The following is a 17,564-nucleotide window of genomic DNA, read 5'->3' on the forward strand; positions in this document are numbered from 1 at the left end:
TAGAGGACATTAATGATGAGTACCGCAAAACTGGTTAAAACTAAATCGTCTGATCTCATTTACACCCGTAATGATGTTGCTGATAGCGATAAGAAAGCGACCATCGAGGTGCTCAACCGTCTGGTAGTGGAATTCATCGACCTGTCACTGATCACTAAACAGGCGCACTGGAACATGCGTGGCGCCAACTTTATCGGTGTACATGAGATGCTGGATGGCTTCCGTACCGCGATTACCGACCATCAGGACACCATTGCAGAACGCGTTGTGCAGTTAGGCGGTGTTGCACTGGGTACGACCCAGATCGTCAACGATAAAACACCGTTGAAAAGCTACCCACTTAACATCCACACCGTGCAGGATCACTTGAAGGCGTTAGCAGACCGTTATGCGGTAGTGGCTAATGATACGCGTAAAGCGATCAGTGAAGTGAGCGATGAAGACTCCGCAGATATTTTCACGGCTGCTTCGCGAGACCTCGATAAATTCCTGTGGTTCATCGAATCCAACATCGAATAAAGCGAGAAAAAAAAGGCGGGTTGTCCCGCCTTTTTTATATTTGTAACATTATGGTGCTTTTTTTGACGTCGTTAACAATTTCTTAATCCTGCCTTTCCCTTGCCAATCCCTTGGTGCACACTGTGCCCGCACCACAACAGCACATTGCACCATTTTGGTGAGCGAAAATGGTGCAAGTCTTTCATTTGATGCAAAATCGGTTCAGCCTGGCCCTGCATCCTGCTGATTACGATTGAAATGAAAAGTTGGCATAGTTTTTTCATATGATTAGCCGTACAACGGGCCATTAGGCTTGTAGGGTAATAAGGAAAATAATGATGAAGTCACTGATTAAAGTCTCCGTGGCCGCGCTGGCGCTGGCCTTCTCGCTTTCTTCCACTGCAGCAGATAAAAAACTGGTTGTCGCCACTGACACCGCCTTCGTTCCGTTTGAATTCAAACAGGGCAACGATTATGTCGGCTTCGATATCGACCTGTGGGCCGCTATCGCCAAAGAGCTGAAACTGGATTACACCCTGAAGCCAATGGATTTCAGCGGTATCATTCCTGCGCTGCAAACTAAAAACGTTGACGTTGCTTTAGCCGGTATCACCATTACCGACGAACGCAAAAAAGCCATCGACTTCTCTGACGGTTACTACAAAAGTGGCCTGTTAGTGATGGTGCGTGAAAATGAAAACAACATTAAAGGCATCGACGATCTGAACGGCAAAGTGGTTGCGGTGAAGAGCGGTACCGGTTCTGTTGATTACGCGAAAGCACACATCAAATCTAAAGATCTGCGTCAGTTCCCGAATATCGATAACGCGTACATGGAGTTAGGCACCAACCGTGCTGACGCCGTGCTGCACGATACGCCAAACATCCTGTACTTCATCCACACTGCAGGTAAAGGCCGCTTCAAAGCGGTTGGCGAGTCTATCGAAGCTCAGCAGTATGGTATCGCCTTGCCTAAAGGTAGCGACGACCTGCGTAACAAGATTAATGGCGCGCTGAAAACGCTGCGTGACAACGGTACTTACAACACTATTTATAAAAAATGGTTCGGCAGCGAGCCAAAATAATTCCGGCTTAAGCCGATTTTTCCAGCAGGGAGCTTCGTCTCCCTGCTTTTTACATTTCCATTGCAATTGATTCTGGAGTCACACCATGGAGTTTGACTGGAGCGTCATTTGGCCAGCCCTGCCGATTTTGATCGAAGGCGCCAAAATGACCCTGATAATTTCCGTACTCGGCCTTGTCGGCGGATTGATCATCGGCTTGGTTGCGGGTTTCGCCCGCGCCTACGGTGGTTGGATTACCAATAACCTCGCGTTGGTGTTCATCGAGCTGATTCGTGGTACGCCAATTGTGGTACAGGTGATGTTTATTTACTTCGCCCTGCCAATGGCTTTCCCAGACCTGCGAATTGATCCGTTCACCGCAGCCGTGGTCACCATCATGATTAACTCAGGCGCCTATATCGCGGAAATCACGCGCGGTGCCGTATTGTCCATCAACAAAGGTTTCCGTGAAGCAGGCCTGGCGCTGGGTCTGTCAAGTCGCGAAACTCTGCGCTATGTCATCATGCCGTTAGCGCTACGTCGTATGCTGCCGCCGCTGGGCAACCAGTGGATTGTCAGCATCAAAGATACCTCGCTGTTTATCGTGATTGGTGTGGCAGAACTGACGCGTCAGGGCCAAGAGATCATCGCCGGAAACTTCCGTGCGTTGGAGATCTGGAGTGCTGTTGCCATCATCTATCTGGTTATTACGCTGGTGTTGAGCTTTGTGCTGCGCCGTATTGAGAAAAGGGTGAAAATCCTGTGATTGAATTTAAAAACGTCTCTAAAAACTTCGGCCAGACCCAGGTTCTGCACGACATCAACCTGAAGATTAATCAGGGTGAAGTGGTGGTGATTATCGGGCCATCAGGCTCCGGTAAATCAACCCTGCTGCGCTGCATCAACAAGCTGGAAGAGATCACCACCGGTGACCTGATTGTTGATGGTATGAAGGTTAACGACCCTAAAGTCGACGATCGTCTGATTCGTCAGGAAGCCGGCATGGTGTTTCAACAGTTCCATCTGTTCCCACAGATGAGCGCGTTGGATAACGTGGCTTTCGGACCGATTCGCGTACGCGGTGCGAAGAAAGCCGATGCACAAAAGCTGGCACGTGAGCTGCTGGGCAAAGTCGGCCTCGCCGAACGTGCCCATCACTTCCCAGCGGAATTGTCAGGTGGACAACAGCAGCGTGTGGCGATTGCCCGTGCGCTGGCGGTCAAACCCAAAATGATGCTGTTTGATGAGCCAACCTCAGCGCTGGATCCAGAACTGCGCCATGAAGTCCTCAAGGTCATGCAGGATCTGGCCGAAGAAGGCATGACGATGGTGATCGTGACGCATGAAGTCGGCTTCGCCCAGAAAGTCGCCTCACGTCTGATCTTTATCGACAAAGGCACCATTGCGGAAGATGGCAACCCGGATGAGTTGATCACCAACCCACCGAGCGATCGTCTGCGCGAGTTCCTACAGCACGTGTCGTAATACCTGGGGGCGGTCACCAACGGCCGCCCTTTCCTCACCCAAACCATTTTCCTTTCAGAATCTTCACCTTCCATTGCTGACTATACTTTTTCACTTGTGCCGCCGTGCGTTGACCAAGGAGAAAGTCATGTCGTTTGCCCGCCCATCATGGCACTTAGCCATGTGGATGATGCTCTGCCTGTTTCTTGTTCCCACTGCCAATGCAGTCAATCTGCCCCAGGCGGCCGTTGCCGCACAGCAAACGCAACCTGCCGCAGCCACACCCAACGGCGAACCCACTCTGGATGAAAAGAAAGCGGCCTATGCCGCGCTGGCCAATATTCTGGAAAATAATGACTCGCGCCAGGAGTTGATTGAGCAACTGCGGCAGGCAGCCAACAGCAAAGCGGTGAACGAACAACCAGTATTAGCCCCGCCACAGGCGAATCAAGAAGACCCGACCGTGCTGGAAAGCGTCACCAACGTCACCCGCGAATATGGCGGCGCGGTGGCTTCGCAGTTTGTTAAGCTGCACGACAATATCGCTAATGCCCCGCATAAAGCTTTCAATCAGCAAACCTTTTTCAATGCACTGAAATATTTCGTCGGGCTGGCTGCCGCGGTGTTTGCCTTCTACTGGCTCACCAGACTGTTGATGTACCCCATTTGGCAACGCATGGGGCGCTGGGGACGCAATCACAATCTGGAGCGCAGCAAATGGCTGCATTTGCCGGCCACCATTGTGTCTGCCTTTATCATTGATTTACTGCTATTGGCCCTCACCCTGTTTGTCGGTCAGATCATCAGTGACAATTACCACAGCAACAACCGCACCATTGCTTATCAGCAAGGACTGTTCCTCAATGCGTTTGCGCTGATCGAATTTTTCAAAGCCGTACTGCGTCTTATCTTTTGTCCGCGCTTCCCTTCTCTACGATTCTTTCATCTTTCCGATGCGCGCGCCGCCTACTGGAACACACGTCTCAGCTGGCTCAGCGGCATTATTGGCTACGGGTTGTTAGTGGTCGTACCGATTGTGGGCAATCAGGTCAATATGCAGGTCGCGGCACTGGTGAACGTGCTCATCATGTGCATTATGACAGGCTGGGCATTGTGGCTAATCTTTCGCAACAAACGCAACATTCATAATGAGTTATCGCGTTTGGCCGACCGTAGCATGAGCTTTTTTGCGTTGTTCATTCGCGCCTTCGGTATGGTGTGGCACTGGCTGGCAAGTGCCTACTTTATTGCGTTATTTCTGTTCTCCATTTTCAACCCCGGCGATAGCCTGAAGTTTATGATGTCCGCCACCGTGCGCAGTTTGGCGATTATCGTTATCGCTGCGCTCGTCTCCGGCATGCTGACCCGCTGGATAGGTAAAACCTTGACGCTGTCGCCGGACCTGCGCCGCAACTATCCTGAACTGCAAAAACGCGTCAATGACTGGGTGAAAGCCCTACTGAAACTCGCACGGGTGGTCACCGTCTTTGCCACCCTGCTGTTGCTGCTTAATGCCTGGAACCTGTTCGACCTCTGGCACTGGTTGACGCTCGGTGCCGGGCAGAAAATGGTCGATGTGCTGATTCGAATCGTGATGATTTTGCTGCTCTCGGCGATTGGTTGGACGTTACTCGCCAGTCTGATCGAAAGCCGCCTGGCTTCAGACTCACACGGCCGTCCGATGCCGAGTGCGCGTACCCGCACCTTGCTGACGCTGTTCCGTAATGCGCTGGCGGTGGTGATCAGCACCATTACCATCATGATCTTATTGTCCGAGGTTGGGGTTAATATCGCGCCGCTGCTGGCAGGTGCCGGTGCGCTGGGTCTGGCCGTTTCATTCGGTTCGCAAACGCTGGTGAAGGACATTATCACCGGTATCTTTATCCAGTTTGAGAACGGGATGAATACCGGCGACTTGGTCACCATCGGTCCGATTACCGGCACAGTTGAAAGAATGTCGATTCGCTCAGTGGGGGTACGCCAGGACACCGGGGCATATCACATCATTCCCTGGTCTTCGATCACCACTTTTGCCAACTTCGTGCGCGGCATCGGCTCGTTCGTGGCGAACTATGATGTGGACCGCAGTGAGGATACGGAGCGCGTCAATGCCACGCTACAAGCCGCAGTAAAAGATTTGCTGGAAAATCCGGATATTCGCGGCATGGTGATTGGCGAACCGAGCTTTGCGGGTCTGGTGGGTTTAACCAACCAGTCCTTTACCGTACGCGTGTCATTCACCACCCAGCCATTAAAACAGTGGACAGTGCGTTTTGCGTTGGATGATAAGGTCAAGAAGCATTTCGATGCCGCTGGGATCAAAGCCCCGCATCAAACGGTGGAAGTGATGCAAACCGGCAGCGATGTGGCGTCAGCTGCCAGTGTCCCCGCGCTGCCACCGCCAATGTAATGGCTGCCAGATGCGCAATGTGTTGCGCATCTGTCCTCTGCACTGTTGTGGCAGAAAAGCGCGATAAATCGCATCGCCACGACAGCCGGAAACGTTAACGCGCGAGGCGTTTAGCTCGAGCGGCAGGCGGTAAGAAGGTCCAGGCAATAAAGCGGCTCTGCTTCTGTCCCTGTGCCATCTCGATGATACGCACTTCATACGCATCAAGATCACGCAACTGATCGCGCAGTGCAGGCAGGTTCTCTTTACGTGACACCAGAGAAGTAAACCAGACAACGTGGTCAGCGAAAGTCACACTCTCATTGATCATCTGGCCAACAAACTGACGCTCGCCGCCTTCACACCACAACTCGTTGTGCTGGCCGCCAAAGTTGAGTGGGGCATTTTTTCCCAAGCCAAGATTGCGCGTTTTACGCTGTCCAACCATAGCCGCTTCCTGCGCTGAGCCGTGGAACGGCGGATTACACAACACCGCATGATAGCGTTCGTTTTTGTGCACGACGCCGGCAAAAATGGCCGATGAATCTTTCTGACGGCGCAGGCGAACACCGCGCTGCAAGCCAGGATTACTCGCCACAATCTGATTAGCGGCCGTGATCGCTTCGGCAGTAATATCGGTGCCGGTAAAACGCCAACCGTATTCAGCGTTGCCGATCAGTGGATAGATCAGATTCGCGCCGCAGCCGATGTCCATGATATCTAAATCGCGGGGGATCTTACCGCCATTGTCGCTCGCCAGTAAATCGGCCAGGGAGTGAACATAGTCAGCACGACCAGGCACCGGCGGCGTCAAATACCCCTCTGGCAGCTGCCAGTTGAGGTTATAGAACAGTTTGATCAACGCCTGGTTCAGCAGCATAACCGCTTCAGGATCGGCGAAATCCACCGACAGATCACCATAACCATTTGGGCGTACTTTCACCGCCAGTGGCGGATGAGCCGCAGTCAGAGCAGCAAAATCATAACGGCCCTGATGGCGATTACGTGGATGGAATGGCGAGGCAGCGGCTGGCTTGTTCATAGTTTCTCCGAAAAATAGCGCGGGCGTAAGATACGCTGGATGGCGGCATCGCACAATCCGCTTACACAATTATTGCCGTTGCGCCTGAGGCTAAACCGTTAAGATAACGCATTGTTCATCACTGGGAGCAGAAATGACACGTCAGAGATATTCTTATCAGCCGCGCGCAGGACATGGTTTGCCGCACGACCCGTTGAACGCCATCGTTGGCCCGCGCCCGATTGGTTGGGTCAGTTCACTCAGCGCTAGCGGCCAACGCAACCTGGCCCCTTATAGCTTCTTTAACTGCTTTAACTATCATCCGCCGATTATCGGTTTTGCCAGTAGCGGCTGGAAAGACAGCGTGCGCAACATCAGCGAGAGCAAAGAGTTTGTCTGGAATCTGGCAACGCGCCCGCTGGCCGAAGCGATGAACGAAAGCTCCGCCTCAGTACCGCCGGAACAGGATGAGTTTGCCCTGGCCGGATTGACGCCCATTGCCGCTTCGCACGTTAACGTCAGTATGGTGGCGGAAAGCCCGGTGAATTTTGAGTGCCGTCTTACTCAGTTGATTCGCTTACAGGATGTGCAGGGAACCGAGCTGGAGAGCTGGCTGGTATTAGGTGAAGTGGTGGCGATTCATATTGATGAGGCGCTGCTGGAAAACGGCATTTATCAAACAGCCAAAGCGCAGCCCATCTTGCGTGCCGGTGGCCCGTCAGCCTATTACGGCATCAGTGAAGATCTGCGCTTTGATTTAGTGCGCCCGGATGCGCGCCGCGTTTAATGTTTTCTGGTTGTCTGTTCCGGGTGTGCAGGTTGGTTTAAAACAGAGATTACGCAGCCCAGAGCAGCTTGGGCGCTGATGGCTACAGACTGTGCACACTCTTCAGTGCGTTTCGCCACAAGGGGCACAATGTGAATGGCCGTAACGCCTCTGATGTTGCAAGGGCTATCCGCAGCGCTGAGGCTTTTACGTTGGGCCAGGAGCCAGCCGCATGGATGCGGCAGGCAGTTCGGGTAGGCCTGGATGGCCGTACCCGAACGATCCGTCGGCACGACGTGGAAGCCGAGGGCACCGCGTCAGCGGCGCGAGGACTGCCCGGCAGCAGCAGAGGTGTTACGGCCCGCACCCAGCCCAACCCAGACCTACCCAGACCTACCCCAGCAGTATTCAACTGCTTAGCGCCATCCATCAAGCACCGTTTTTCATCACTTCAACCGCCCTGGCAATTTCCGGTGCCAACCAGCGATCTTCCTGCCAGTTCGCCACCACTGCCCGTAAACGACGTAAGGCCTGCTTCGTCCCTTCGGCCAACTCTGCCTCGCCGTGAAAATCCAGTGCCTGCGCCGCCAGCAGATACTCAATCGCCAGTATCTGCCACACGTTACCCACCAGCTTCAGCAGTTTCAATGCTGCACCCGTACCGAGACTGAGATGATCCTCCTGCAAACCTGACGTCACATAGTTATCCAGCACCGCCGGTTGAGCGAGCTGTCGGTTTTCAGCGCACAGCGATGCCGCCACATACTGGGCAATCATCATGCCGGAGTTCACACCGGGTTGTGCAACGAGGAACGCCGGTAAACCACTGACCAGTGGATTCACCAAGCGATCCAGCCGCCGTTCGGCAATACTGCCTACTTCCGCCATGGCTATCGCCAGCAAATCTGCCGCCATCGCCACCGATTCGCCATGCGGATTAGCCTGTGATACCACGCGCCAGTTATCCACCGTGCCAAGCACCAGCGGGTTATCCGTGCAGGCATTTAACTCGGTATCAACCTGACGGGCCGCGTGTGTGAACTGATCGCGACTGGCACCATGTACTTGCGGCATAGAGCGCAGACTCAACGCATCCTGCGTGCGAATGCCAACACTCTTCACCAGCAGCGGGCTGTCGCTCAACAGCTGACGTAAACGCCGCCCACTGACTTGCATGCCCGGACTGGCTTTCAAGGCAATCACTTCGGCATCAAATGCCACCGATTGCCCACGCAGCGCCTCAAAACTCATTGCACCCGTGACATCAGCCCAATCGAGCAGACGCGCGGCATCATCCAGTGCCAGGCACGATAACCCGGTCATACAGGGCGTGCCGTTCACCAGGCTCAAACCCTCTTTGGCACCGGGACGATAAGGTTTTGATCCAGCAAGCGCCAGTGCCTGTTCGGCAGGCATGATTTGTTGCTGATACTCCACGTCACCCACGCCAATGAGCGCCAGACCGATGTGTGCCATGTGGCTGAGGTAACCCACAGAGCCCTGCGATGGCACCTGCGGGGTGACCTGTTGATTCAGCAGCGCCAGCAAATGCTGCACCAGTGCCACGGAAACGCCCGATTTGCCATGACTGTAGTTGGCGATCGCCGCACACAGAATGGCACGCACCTGCTCACGTGCCAGCAACGGCCCCACCCCACAAGCATGGCTGAGCAGCGTATTACGAGACAACTGACTAAGCTGTTCTTCCGGCAAGCTGATGTTGCACAGCGCACCCAACCCGGTGTTGATGCCATAGGCAATGTGGCCGGTCGTCACAATCTGCTCGACGATCTCACGCCCTTGGGCGATACGCTGCCAAGCGCTGGCGCTCAACGTGAGTTCTGCATTGTGTCGAGCCACCTGTACCACGTCCTGCCAGGTTAATGGCGCATCGCCCCATTCAATGGTCATGCGGGCTGCTCCGTGTGATGGCTCTGATGGCTGGAAATAAATTGCTTAAAACGCTGTGAACCCTGCGCACCAAACATCTCCTCCGGCGTTCCCTGGCAATCGATGGTGCCTTGATGCATAAACACCACACGATTTGAAACGTTACGCGCAAAGCCCATTTCATGAGTGACCACCAGCATGGTACGCCCCTCTTCAGCCAGGCTACGCATCACTTTCAGCACTTCACCCACCAGCTCTGGGTCCAGCGCGGAAGTCGGTTCATCAAACAACATCACTTCCGGGTCCATCGCCAAGGCGCGGGCAATAGCCACACGCTGCTGCTGTCCACCAGAAAGCTGTGCAGGATAAAAATCTTTGCGATTCAGCAACCCCACGCGGTCCAGCAACTGTTCTGCCTGCGCGATACAACTTTTCTTATCGCGCTTCAGCACATAGTGAGGACCTTCAATCACGTTCTGCAGCACTGTCATGTGCGACCACAAGTTAAAACTCTGGAACACCATGCCCAAACGAGAACGCAGGCGCTCAATCTGTTTAGGATTCGCCGCCAACTGATGGCCGCGCGCATGGCGCTTCATTTCGATGGTTTCGCCCCCGACGCTGACCAACCCGGCATCCGGTGTTTCCAACAGATTAATGCAGCGCAGCAAGGTACTTTTGCCCGATCCACTAGCACCGAGAATTGAGATGACATCGCCTTGGTGCGCCTGAAGCGAAATGCCTTTTAAAACTTCCATCGCGCCAAAGGATTTATGGATATCGGTGGCGCTTAAGGTTACGGGGGATGTGGATTGCATATTACTCTCCGGCAAGCGGTTTAACGGCGGGTAACGGCTTTTTTTCAACGCGATGCACCGGGGTTAAACGGCGTTCTAACAACGCGTAAAGCTGGACGATAATGAAATTCAGGATCAGGTAAATCGCGGCAGCGCAGATAAACACTTCCATGGTGCGATAGGTGCGCTGAATGATCTGCTGTGCCACGCCAGTGACATCCCAAACGGTGACCAGGCTGGCAAGGGCGGTGGATTTCACCAACAGGATGGCTTCCGTGGAATAGGCCGGCAGCGCATAACGCAGCATGATAGGCGCAATGATGCGACGCAGTAGCAGCCAGCGCGACATGCCGCAGGCCAGCCCGGCTTCGACTTGTCCGGGCGGCACCGCTAGCAAGGCACCGCGTAAGATCTCTGCGGTATAAGCCGCGGTACACAGCGACAGCGCCAGCACTGCGCAGGTAAACGGCTCGCGCAGGAAGGGCCAGACAAAGCTATGCCGGATGACGCCAAACTGGCCTAGCCCGTAATAGATCAGGAATAGCTGGATCAGCAGCGGTGAGCCGCGAAACACCAGAATGTAGCCGCGCGCAAAGCCGCTCAGCACCCGCCAGCGGCTCATGCGCAGTGACAGGATACCGATGGCGAGAATGCCACCGCAGAGAAACGCACTGATAAACAGGCCGAGCGTCACCGGCAATGCCGCGCTCAGCTTGAGGAAAGTGTCGGTCAGAAAGGCGAAGTCGATCATGCTGCTGCTCCTTAATGCTGTGCCGCAGTGCGACTTTGCCAGGCGCGTCCGAGGCGCGTCTCCGCACGACGAAACGCATGATTAGACAGCAGTGTCAGCACTAAATAGCAGGCACCACCAATCAGATAAAAAGTGAAGTAATCGCGCGTGGATCCCGCAGCCACTTGGCTGGCACGCATCAACTCGACGATGCCAGTGACAGACACCAGCGCCGAATCTTTCAGGCTCATCTGCCAGACGTTCGACATGCCCGGTAGCGCATAGCGCACAATCTGCGGTAACAGAATGCGCTGTGCGATGCGCCAACGTGGCATACCAATCGCCACGGCGGCCTCGACTTCGCCTTTAGCCAGCGCCAGACGCGCCGCACGATACACTTCACCTTGATAAGATCCAGAGATGAGCCCAATCGCCAGTGCACCAATCAGGAAAGGGGGCGCTTCGATAAAACCATCCGCGCCAAACATTTGCCCCACCAGCGTAATCAGTCCCGATCCACCAAAATAGAACAGGTAGATCACCAGCAGCTCCGGAATACCGCGAAACACGGTCGAATAGGCTTCACCCAACCAGCGGACCCAGCGCTGCGGCGACAGCTTGGCCGCTGCCACGCCAGACCCCACCACTGCACCAATCATCAGCGCGGCCAGCGACAGCAGCAACGTGGTCACGGCTGCGCCTAAAATCAGGCGGCCCCAGCCATCAGCACCAAAACTCAGCAGGCTCATCATCTTTCACCTCACTTACGGGGTTACGTCAGTTTTAAACCACTTCTCACTCAGCTTTTTCACGGTGCCATCAGCCAGTGCAGCTTTGATCGCCTCGTCGAGCTTGGCTTTCAGATCGTTGTCTGCCATACGCACGCCCATTGCTTCGCCCTCGCCCCAAATCGGACCACCCAACTGCGGGCCGCTGAAGATCAGGTTATTGTTCTCTTTACGCGCCAGCATCGATTGGGCAAAGGTCACATCGTCGAACACGGCATCAATACGACCAGCCTGCAGATCGAGAATCGCATCTGCTGAGGAAGTGTATTCGCGCGCGTCAGCGACGTCTTTGAAGTACTTATCAATGAAGGGCGTGTAAACCGTGCCGGACGCGATGCCGATGGTTTTGCCTTTTAACGCCGCTTTCAGTGGCGCAATCGCCGTGTTGATCTCTTTCTCATCGTCATGCAGTTTGATGATGTTGTGATCGGCTGGCAGCAGCGGGCTATCTTTGGTGGTGATGAAGGTGGCTGGCGTGGAGGCATAAGGCACGGTGAAATTGACCACCTTTTTACGGTCTGGCGTAATGACGATCGCATCCATGATCACATCATATTTGCCGGCGTTAAGCCCGGCGATCATGCCATCCCAGTTCTGCACCACCAACTTGCACTGAATACCCATGCGCTTGCACAAGTCTTCCATCAGCTCAGGTTCAAAGCCGCCTAACTTGCCGCCTGGCAATGTCAGGTTCCAGGGTTCATAGCTACCTTCAGTAGCAATGGTGATCGATTTCCACTCTTTGGCCTGCACAGCAACACCGCTGATCATCAGGCTGGCAAACAGGGTCGTGAGGCAAAAACGGCGAATTGGGGCGCGATGCGTCATGCGGCTTCTCCTGGTCATTAATCGAATTGGCTGTCTCTGTTAGCTGATACAACGCAGATGACATTTCATGTATATACAAGTTAGCTTGCGGCAGATCATTGTCGGCATGAGCTTTTTGTGAGCCAGCCAGAATAAAAAGTGATAATCGCCTTGTGGTCTTTACTTGTACATACAACCTAGCAAGCACTGTGCCAGATCGGTAAAGGCGGGAAATTGGGGGTATGGTCACGCCGTGGACATATCAATGCACATTCTTAGGGCATGAATGCACTGTCATGGGGATGCATTAACAGAGTGAGGTTGAAGCGTCATTGATTTGGCATGTGGCTTAAACCCGCATTTTCATCCCAATGAAAAAGGCTGCCACATTTTTAAAGGTGGCAGCCTGATGAAAATTCGCCCTTAAATACATGGCGTCTTACGAGACAACTCGGTTAATTAAAGTGGTTTGCCCGCCTGTAAAAACGCCTGCATCATTGGTTTTAACACCTTCTGCAACTGCGCGGCGCGATCCTGCTGCCAGGCAAACGGCGGGGTTTCATCCATATAATTCAGCTGCGCCAGTTCCAGCTGCACGGCCTGTACGCCCTGTTGCGGCTGACCATAGGCACGCGTGATATAACCGCCTTTGAAACGCCCGTTCACCACCCAGCTGTAATCGCTTTGCGCCGCGCAGACGTCCTTGATCGCTTCAATCACCGCGGTTGAGCAACTCTCACCGCTGTTGGTGCCAATGTTGATATCCGGCAACTGGCCGTCAAACAAGCGTGGAATCACCGAGGCGATGGAGTGAGCGTCGAACAACAGCGCATAGCCGTGTTCGGCCTTCAGTCGCGCCAGTTCTTGCTGAATCTGCTGATGATATGGCTGCCAGATGTTATCCAGATATTCCTGACGGGCAGCAGCACTCGGTGTTTTACCCTCAGCAAACGTCGGCGTGCCATCAAATAACGTCTCTGGGTACAGCCCTGTCGTCGCGGTGGTATACAACGGCTGATTATCTGCCGGGCGATTCAAGTCGATCACAAAACGTGAGTAGTGACCAATCAGCACGCTGGCACCCAGATCGCGCACAAAATCATACAGTAACGGAATATGCCAGTCGGTATCCGGCAAACCGCGCGCGGCGTCGCTCAATCCAGCGTCGACTTCTGGGGTGAGTTGGGTACCTGCATGCGGGATGCTGACCAGCAGCGGCAGCTTACCGGCGGTGAAATGAAAAGGTGTCATTGCGCTTCTCCACGATAGATAACCTGGCACGGCAGTTCGCCGCCCAGCCAGTAAACTAACTCGGCTGGGCGAGCCAGCGGCCAGTGCACAAAATTCGCCACTTTACCCGGCTCCAGCGAACCGTGTGACTGCTGTAATCCCAACGCTTTAGCGCCCCATAAGGTCACGCCAGCCAGCGCTTCTTCCGGTGTCATCCCAAACAGCGTGCAGCCCATGTTCAACATCAGACGCAGCGACAACGCCGGAGAAGTCCCCGGATTGGCATCGCTGGCCAGTGCCATCGGCACACCGTGTTTGCGGAATAGATTCACAGGCGGGCGTTGCGTCTCGCGCAGCAGATAGAAAGCGCCCGGCAGCAGCACCGCAACCGTGCCATGCTGTGCCATCGCTTCAGCGTCAGCTTCGGTGGCGTATTCAAGGTGGTCTGCAGACAAGGCGCCATATTTTGCCGCCAGCGTGGCGCCGCCGAGCGCAGAAAGCTGCTCCGCGTGCAGTTTGACCGGCATCCCCAACGCTTTGGCTTTATCAAACACCGCGCTGACCTGCTCAGGGGAAAAAGCCAGGTGTTCGCAGAAAGCGTCCACGGCATCCGCCAGACCCTCCGCCTTCACCTGTGGCAATAGGCGATCGCAGATGATATCGATCCAGCCTTGTGGATCCTCTTTAAATTCTGGAGGGAAACCGTGTGCAGCGAGGCAAGTGGCGAGCACATCGGCGGGGACCGTTTCCGCCAATTCGCGGATGGCACGCAGCATGGTGAGTTCACTGGCCTCATCAAGGCCGTAACCGGATTTGATCTCGACGGTGGTGACCCCTTCAGCCAGCAGTCGCTCCAGTCGCCAGCGGGCACTCGCCACCAACTCCTGCTGTGATGCGGCACGCGTGGCACGCACCGTCGAGAGAATACCGCCGCCCTGCGCGGCGATCTCAGCATAGCTAACACCGTTCAATCGCTGCTCAAACTCCTGGCTGCGGTTACCGCCAAACACCAGATGCGTATGGCAATCCACCAATCCCGGCGTGATGATGCCGCCGTCAAACTGATGCTGCTCACGCGGCGTAAAGTTTGGCAATTCACTGCGTGGTCCAACCCAAATCAGTTCACCGTTATCGACCGCCAGGGCACCGTCGGCAATCAGGTTATAGCGCCCTTCTCGCATCGTCACGATATCGGCCCCCAGCCACAGGCTGTCGATCTGCTTCGCTTCTGCCATCCTACTCCCCTTCACGTCTGACGATTTACACTGCGCATTAAAGTATGTATATGTATATACAACTTTCCGCCATTAAGGATCAACCATGGCCGCTTTTTTTGCCCCACGCGCGCTGCTGGCCGACGGCTGGCATGAAAACGTTTTGATCACCACTGATGCATCTGGACAGATTACCGAACTCGTGCCTGACAGCGCCCCCGGCAGCGCCTCGCGCCTTGCGGGACCGGTGATCCCGGCTATCGCTAACCTGCATTCACACGCTTTCCAGCGCGCCATGGCGGGGCTGGCCGAAGTGGCGGGCGATCCACAGGACAGCTTCTGGACCTGGCGCGACCTGATGTATCGCATGGTGCAACGCCTATCCCCCGAACAGGTCGGTGACATTGCCACACATCTCTATATCGACATGCTGAAAGGTGGCTACAGCCAGGTGGCGGAGTTCCACTATCTGCACCACGATCCTCAGGGTCAAAATTATGCCGATGATGCGATGCTGCTTAATCTGATCAACGCAGCCGAAACCGCAGGCATCGGCCAGACGCTGCTGCCCGTGCTCTACAGCTACAGCGGTTTTGGTTCGCAACCCGCCAGCGACGGGCAGCGCCGCTTCATCCAGCAAACTGACGCCTACCTGCATCAGCAGCAACGTGTGGCGCAATGGAGTGCCGCTCAGCCACTGCTCAATCATGGCATCTGTTTCCACTCACTGCGCGCGGTGAGTGAAGCACAAATGCGTGAAGTGCTGTCCGCCAGCCACGCCGCTGTGCCGGTGCATATTCATGTGGCCGAACAGGAAAAAGAGGTCAATGACAGCCTGGCGTGGAGCGGCGAACGCCCGGTGGCCTGGCTTTACAATCGCTTTGAAGTGGACCAACGCTGGTGTCTGATCCACGCTACCCATCTGGATAGTGATGAGATTCAGCGCATGGCCGCCAGCGGTGCCGTCGCGGGACTTTGCCCCACCACCGAAGCCAATCTCGGCGATGGCATCTTCCCGGCGGTGGACTATATTGCACGCGGTGGACGTTGGGGCATTGGCTCAGACAGCCATGTATCGCTCAGTACGTTAGAAGAGTTGCGCTGGCTGGAGTATGGTCAGCGCCTGCGCGATCGTCGTCGCAATCGCATCACGTTGCCGAACCAGCCTTCCGTGGGCGATCTGCTCTGGCAGCAGGCCGCACAAGGCGGTGCACAAGCCTGCGGCATTGCCACAGGCGAGTTGGCCGTGGGCAAACGTGCTGACTGGCTGGTGCTGGAAAATGACGCCTTCCTCAGTAGCGTAAGTTCGGCTTCGCTGCTCAATCGCTGGCTGTTTGGCGGCACGCAACGTCAGATTCGCGATGTGTTTGTCGCGGGTAACCAGGTGATTAGCGAAGGCCATCATGCGGCAGAAGAAGCCGCCGCCGCGCGCTTTGCCAAAGCCATGAGTGCACTGCAATGAAAACACGCTTTGACTATAGCGAACTGCCGGTCAGTCGCTGGCGCAATGGCGGCGGTGAAACGCGTGAGATTGTCAGCTTTCCGCCAGGAGAGGCGCAGTTCGGCTGGCGGGCCAGTATTGCCACCATTGATGCCGACGGACCTTTCTCCCCTTTCCCCGATATCGACCGGGTGATTACGCTGCTGCACGGTGACAGCGTGCTGCTAAGTAGCGAGCAAGGCCAACAGCGTTTGTTGCCGCATCAGCCTTGGGCGTTTCCCGGCGAATGGGCAATTGATGCGCAGATCAGCGGTAGCTGTCAGGACTTCAATATCATGACGCGCCGAGACAGCTGGCAAGCTCGGGTGGAAGTGGTACTGCAGACTGCCGTCAGTCATCATGGCGTGGCATGGGTTTTGGCGGGGGAGTGGCAAACTGCAAACGGAGAAACATTGGCGGTGAATCAGGGCATGTGGTGGCTGGATGAAAATACGCAGTTGGCTCCGGTTTCCGCCGAAGCCAGCCTGCTGTTTGTGACGCTTAGCCGTGTCCTCTAAAGCGCCCCAGTAGCTTATAGCGCGAGCCAGGATAAAGCAGACGCGCGTAAGTCACAATCTTGTTATCGCTCCAGGTCTGACGGCGAATTAACAAGCAAGGTTCGTGTTCATCAAGCGCCAGATGCTTACGCTGGCGCAGATCGGGCAGTACCGCTTCGACAATATGCTCACCGGCCGTCAATGGCGCGACACGCATCAGGTACGTGTAAGGTGTAAGCTGGTGATAATCCTGGCTGAGATAATCCGGTGCCACCAACGGGTTCACCAGACGATCTTCCAGCTGAACCGGCATGTCGTTTTCGTAGTGTACAATCAGTGAATGATACAGCGTTTGTCCCGTGGATAGTCCCAGCACCGCCGCCTGTTCCGGGTCGGCTTTCATCTGCCCAATAGACAAAACTTTGCAACTGTGACGATGACCACGCTGAGCAATTTCATCAGCAATGTTGTGCACTTCGAGCATTGCGGTGTAGCCCTTCATCTCAGCAACAAAGGTGCCTACCCCCTGCATACGCACCAGGAAACCTTCGCTGGTGAGTTCACGCAGTGCTCGGTTAATGGTCATACGGCTGACGCCCAGCTCATTTACCAGTTCACTCTCAGATGGCACGCGCTGGTTAGCTTTCCAGTGGCCCTCACGGATCTGGCTGATGATCGCCTGTTTCACCCGCTGATAAATCGGTGCTGGCTCATCGCCCATCGCTGCGGCTAGCTGTGCTACTGCCGTTTGCTCCGCCATGTCCTGTTCCTTTTCCGAGTAATGACCAAAGTTTACTGTCTCAGCACGTAAATGTATATACATCCGATTGTGCAGACAGCACGCCAACAGTGCAGATTTCTCCCTGTTTCGGTGCAATGCGTTACACGCTTCGCCTGCTAAAGCGCATTGCGGCGCATTTCACAGAATC

The 17,564-nt window shown here is 55.0% G+C and carries 17 protein-coding genes; 8 read left to right on the forward strand and 9 right to left on the reverse strand.

Annotated elements, in window-relative coordinates; all coding sequences use genetic code 11:
* Positions 1–15 precede the first annotated feature (15 nt).
* The 5 genes from dps to ybiO all read left to right on the forward strand — a co-directional run bounded on the left by dps (position 16) and on the right by ybiO (position 5,436).
* The gene (gene dps / locus F3J38_RS06465) at positions 16–519 is read left to right on the forward strand and encodes a DNA starvation/stationary phase protection protein Dps (RefSeq protein ID WP_084938139.1); all 504 of its coding nucleotides are present in this window, start codon (positions 16–18) and stop codon (positions 517–519) included.
* Between the two features lie 317 nt (positions 520–836).
* Positions 837–1,583: a glutamine ABC transporter substrate-binding protein GlnH gene (gene glnH / locus F3J38_RS06470; RefSeq protein WP_167137085.1), complete on the forward strand. Its 747-nt coding sequence runs from the start codon at positions 837–839 to the stop codon at positions 1,581–1,583.
* A gap of 85 nt (positions 1,584–1,668) precedes the next feature.
* Complete coding sequence (gene glnP / locus F3J38_RS06475; protein WP_084938144.1) at positions 1,669–2,328, forward strand: glutamine ABC transporter permease GlnP; 660 nt, start codon at positions 1,669–1,671, stop codon at positions 2,326–2,328.
* Positions 2,325–3,047 (forward strand): glutamine ABC transporter ATP-binding protein GlnQ, encoded by a 723-nt coding sequence (gene glnQ, locus F3J38_RS06480; RefSeq protein ID WP_167136171.1) that lies wholly within the window; start codon positions 2,325–2,327, stop codon positions 3,045–3,047. The genes glnP and glnQ overlap by 4 nt, the downstream gene beginning before the upstream one ends.
* Before the next feature lie 160 nt (positions 3,048–3,207).
* The gene (gene ybiO, locus F3J38_RS06485) at positions 3,208–5,436 is read left to right on the forward strand and encodes a mechanosensitive channel protein (RefSeq protein ID WP_240155931.1); all 2,229 of its coding nucleotides are present in this window, start codon (positions 3,208–3,210) and stop codon (positions 5,434–5,436) included.
* Between the two features lie 94 nt (positions 5,437–5,530).
* Here ybiO and rlmF read toward each other — a convergent pair whose 3' ends face one another.
* Positions 5,531–6,457 carry a 23S rRNA (adenine(1618)-N(6))-methyltransferase RlmF gene (rlmF, locus tag F3J38_RS06490; RefSeq protein ID WP_167136175.1) on the reverse strand — a complete coding sequence of 309 codons (927 nt, stop codon included), beginning with the start codon at positions 6,455–6,457 and terminating at the stop codon, positions 5,531–5,533.
* Between the two features lie 133 nt (positions 6,458–6,590).
* Here rlmF and F3J38_RS06495 point away from each other — a divergent pair, with 133 nt between their 5' ends.
* Positions 6,591–7,223 (forward strand): flavin reductase family protein, encoded by a 633-nt coding sequence (locus tag F3J38_RS06495; protein ID WP_084938154.1) that lies wholly within the window; start codon positions 6,591–6,593, stop codon positions 7,221–7,223.
* A gap of 408 nt (positions 7,224–7,631) precedes the next feature.
* Here the strand turns inward: F3J38_RS06495 and F3J38_RS06500 are convergent, their stop codons facing one another.
* From F3J38_RS06500 to hutI, 7 genes are all read right to left on the reverse strand, one after another.
* Positions 7,632–9,113, reverse strand: a complete 1,482-nt coding sequence (locus tag F3J38_RS06500) for an HAL/PAL/TAL family ammonia-lyase (protein ID WP_167136177.1) — start codon at positions 9,111–9,113, stop codon at positions 7,632–7,634.
* Positions 9,110–9,910, reverse strand: coding sequence for an ABC transporter ATP-binding protein (locus tag F3J38_RS06505; protein WP_167136179.1), 801 nt, complete (start codon positions 9,908–9,910; stop codon positions 9,110–9,112). The genes F3J38_RS06500 and F3J38_RS06505 overlap by 4 nt, the downstream gene beginning before the upstream one ends.
* A gap of 1 nt (position 9,911) precedes the next feature.
* A complete protein-coding gene (locus tag F3J38_RS06510; RefSeq protein WP_034820924.1) occupies positions 9,912–10,640 on the reverse strand; it encodes an ABC transporter permease in 729 nt (242 codons plus the stop codon).
* An 11-nt stretch (positions 10,641–10,651) separates the two neighbouring features.
* Positions 10,652–11,371, reverse strand: coding sequence for an ABC transporter permease (locus F3J38_RS06515; protein ID WP_167136181.1), 720 nt, complete (start codon positions 11,369–11,371; stop codon positions 10,652–10,654).
* 12 nt (positions 11,372–11,383) lie between these two features.
* Positions 11,384–12,235, reverse strand: coding sequence for a transporter substrate-binding domain-containing protein (locus F3J38_RS06520; protein WP_167136182.1), 852 nt, complete (start codon positions 12,233–12,235; stop codon positions 11,384–11,386).
* 438 nt (positions 12,236–12,673) lie between these two features.
* Positions 12,674–13,465 carry an N-formylglutamate deformylase gene (gene hutG / locus F3J38_RS06525; protein ID WP_167136184.1) on the reverse strand — a complete coding sequence of 264 codons (792 nt, stop codon included), beginning with the start codon at positions 13,463–13,465 and terminating at the stop codon, positions 12,674–12,676.
* Positions 13,462–14,679, reverse strand: coding sequence for an imidazolonepropionase (gene hutI, locus F3J38_RS06530; RefSeq protein ID WP_167136186.1), 1,218 nt, complete (start codon positions 14,677–14,679; stop codon positions 13,462–13,464). The genes hutG and hutI overlap by 4 nt, the downstream gene beginning before the upstream one ends.
* A gap of 85 nt (positions 14,680–14,764) precedes the next feature.
* Here hutI and F3J38_RS06535 point away from each other — a divergent pair, with 85 nt between their 5' ends.
* Both F3J38_RS06535 and F3J38_RS06540 read left to right on the forward strand, forming a co-directional pair.
* Positions 14,765–16,120 carry a formimidoylglutamate deiminase gene (locus F3J38_RS06535; RefSeq protein ID WP_167136188.1) on the forward strand — a complete coding sequence of 452 codons (1,356 nt, stop codon included), beginning with the start codon at positions 14,765–14,767 and terminating at the stop codon, positions 16,118–16,120.
* Positions 16,117–16,656, forward strand: a complete 540-nt coding sequence (locus F3J38_RS06540; RefSeq protein WP_167136190.1) for a HutD/Ves family protein — start codon at positions 16,117–16,119, stop codon at positions 16,654–16,656. Before F3J38_RS06535 ends, F3J38_RS06540 begins: the two co-directional genes overlap by 4 nt.
* On the opposite strand, the gene hutC is transcribed toward F3J38_RS06540, so the two are convergent.
* Positions 16,640–17,395 (reverse strand): histidine utilization transcriptional repressor HutC, encoded by a 756-nt coding sequence (gene hutC, locus F3J38_RS06545; RefSeq protein WP_167136192.1) that lies wholly within the window; start codon positions 17,393–17,395, stop codon positions 16,640–16,642. The genes F3J38_RS06540 and hutC overlap by 17 nt on opposite strands.
* Positions 17,396–17,564: the final 169 nt, after the last annotated feature.

The organism is Candidatus Pantoea formicae, assembly GCF_011752625.1.
Classification (GTDB): domain Bacteria; phylum Pseudomonadota; class Gammaproteobacteria; order Enterobacterales; family Enterobacteriaceae; genus Pantoea; species Pantoea formicae.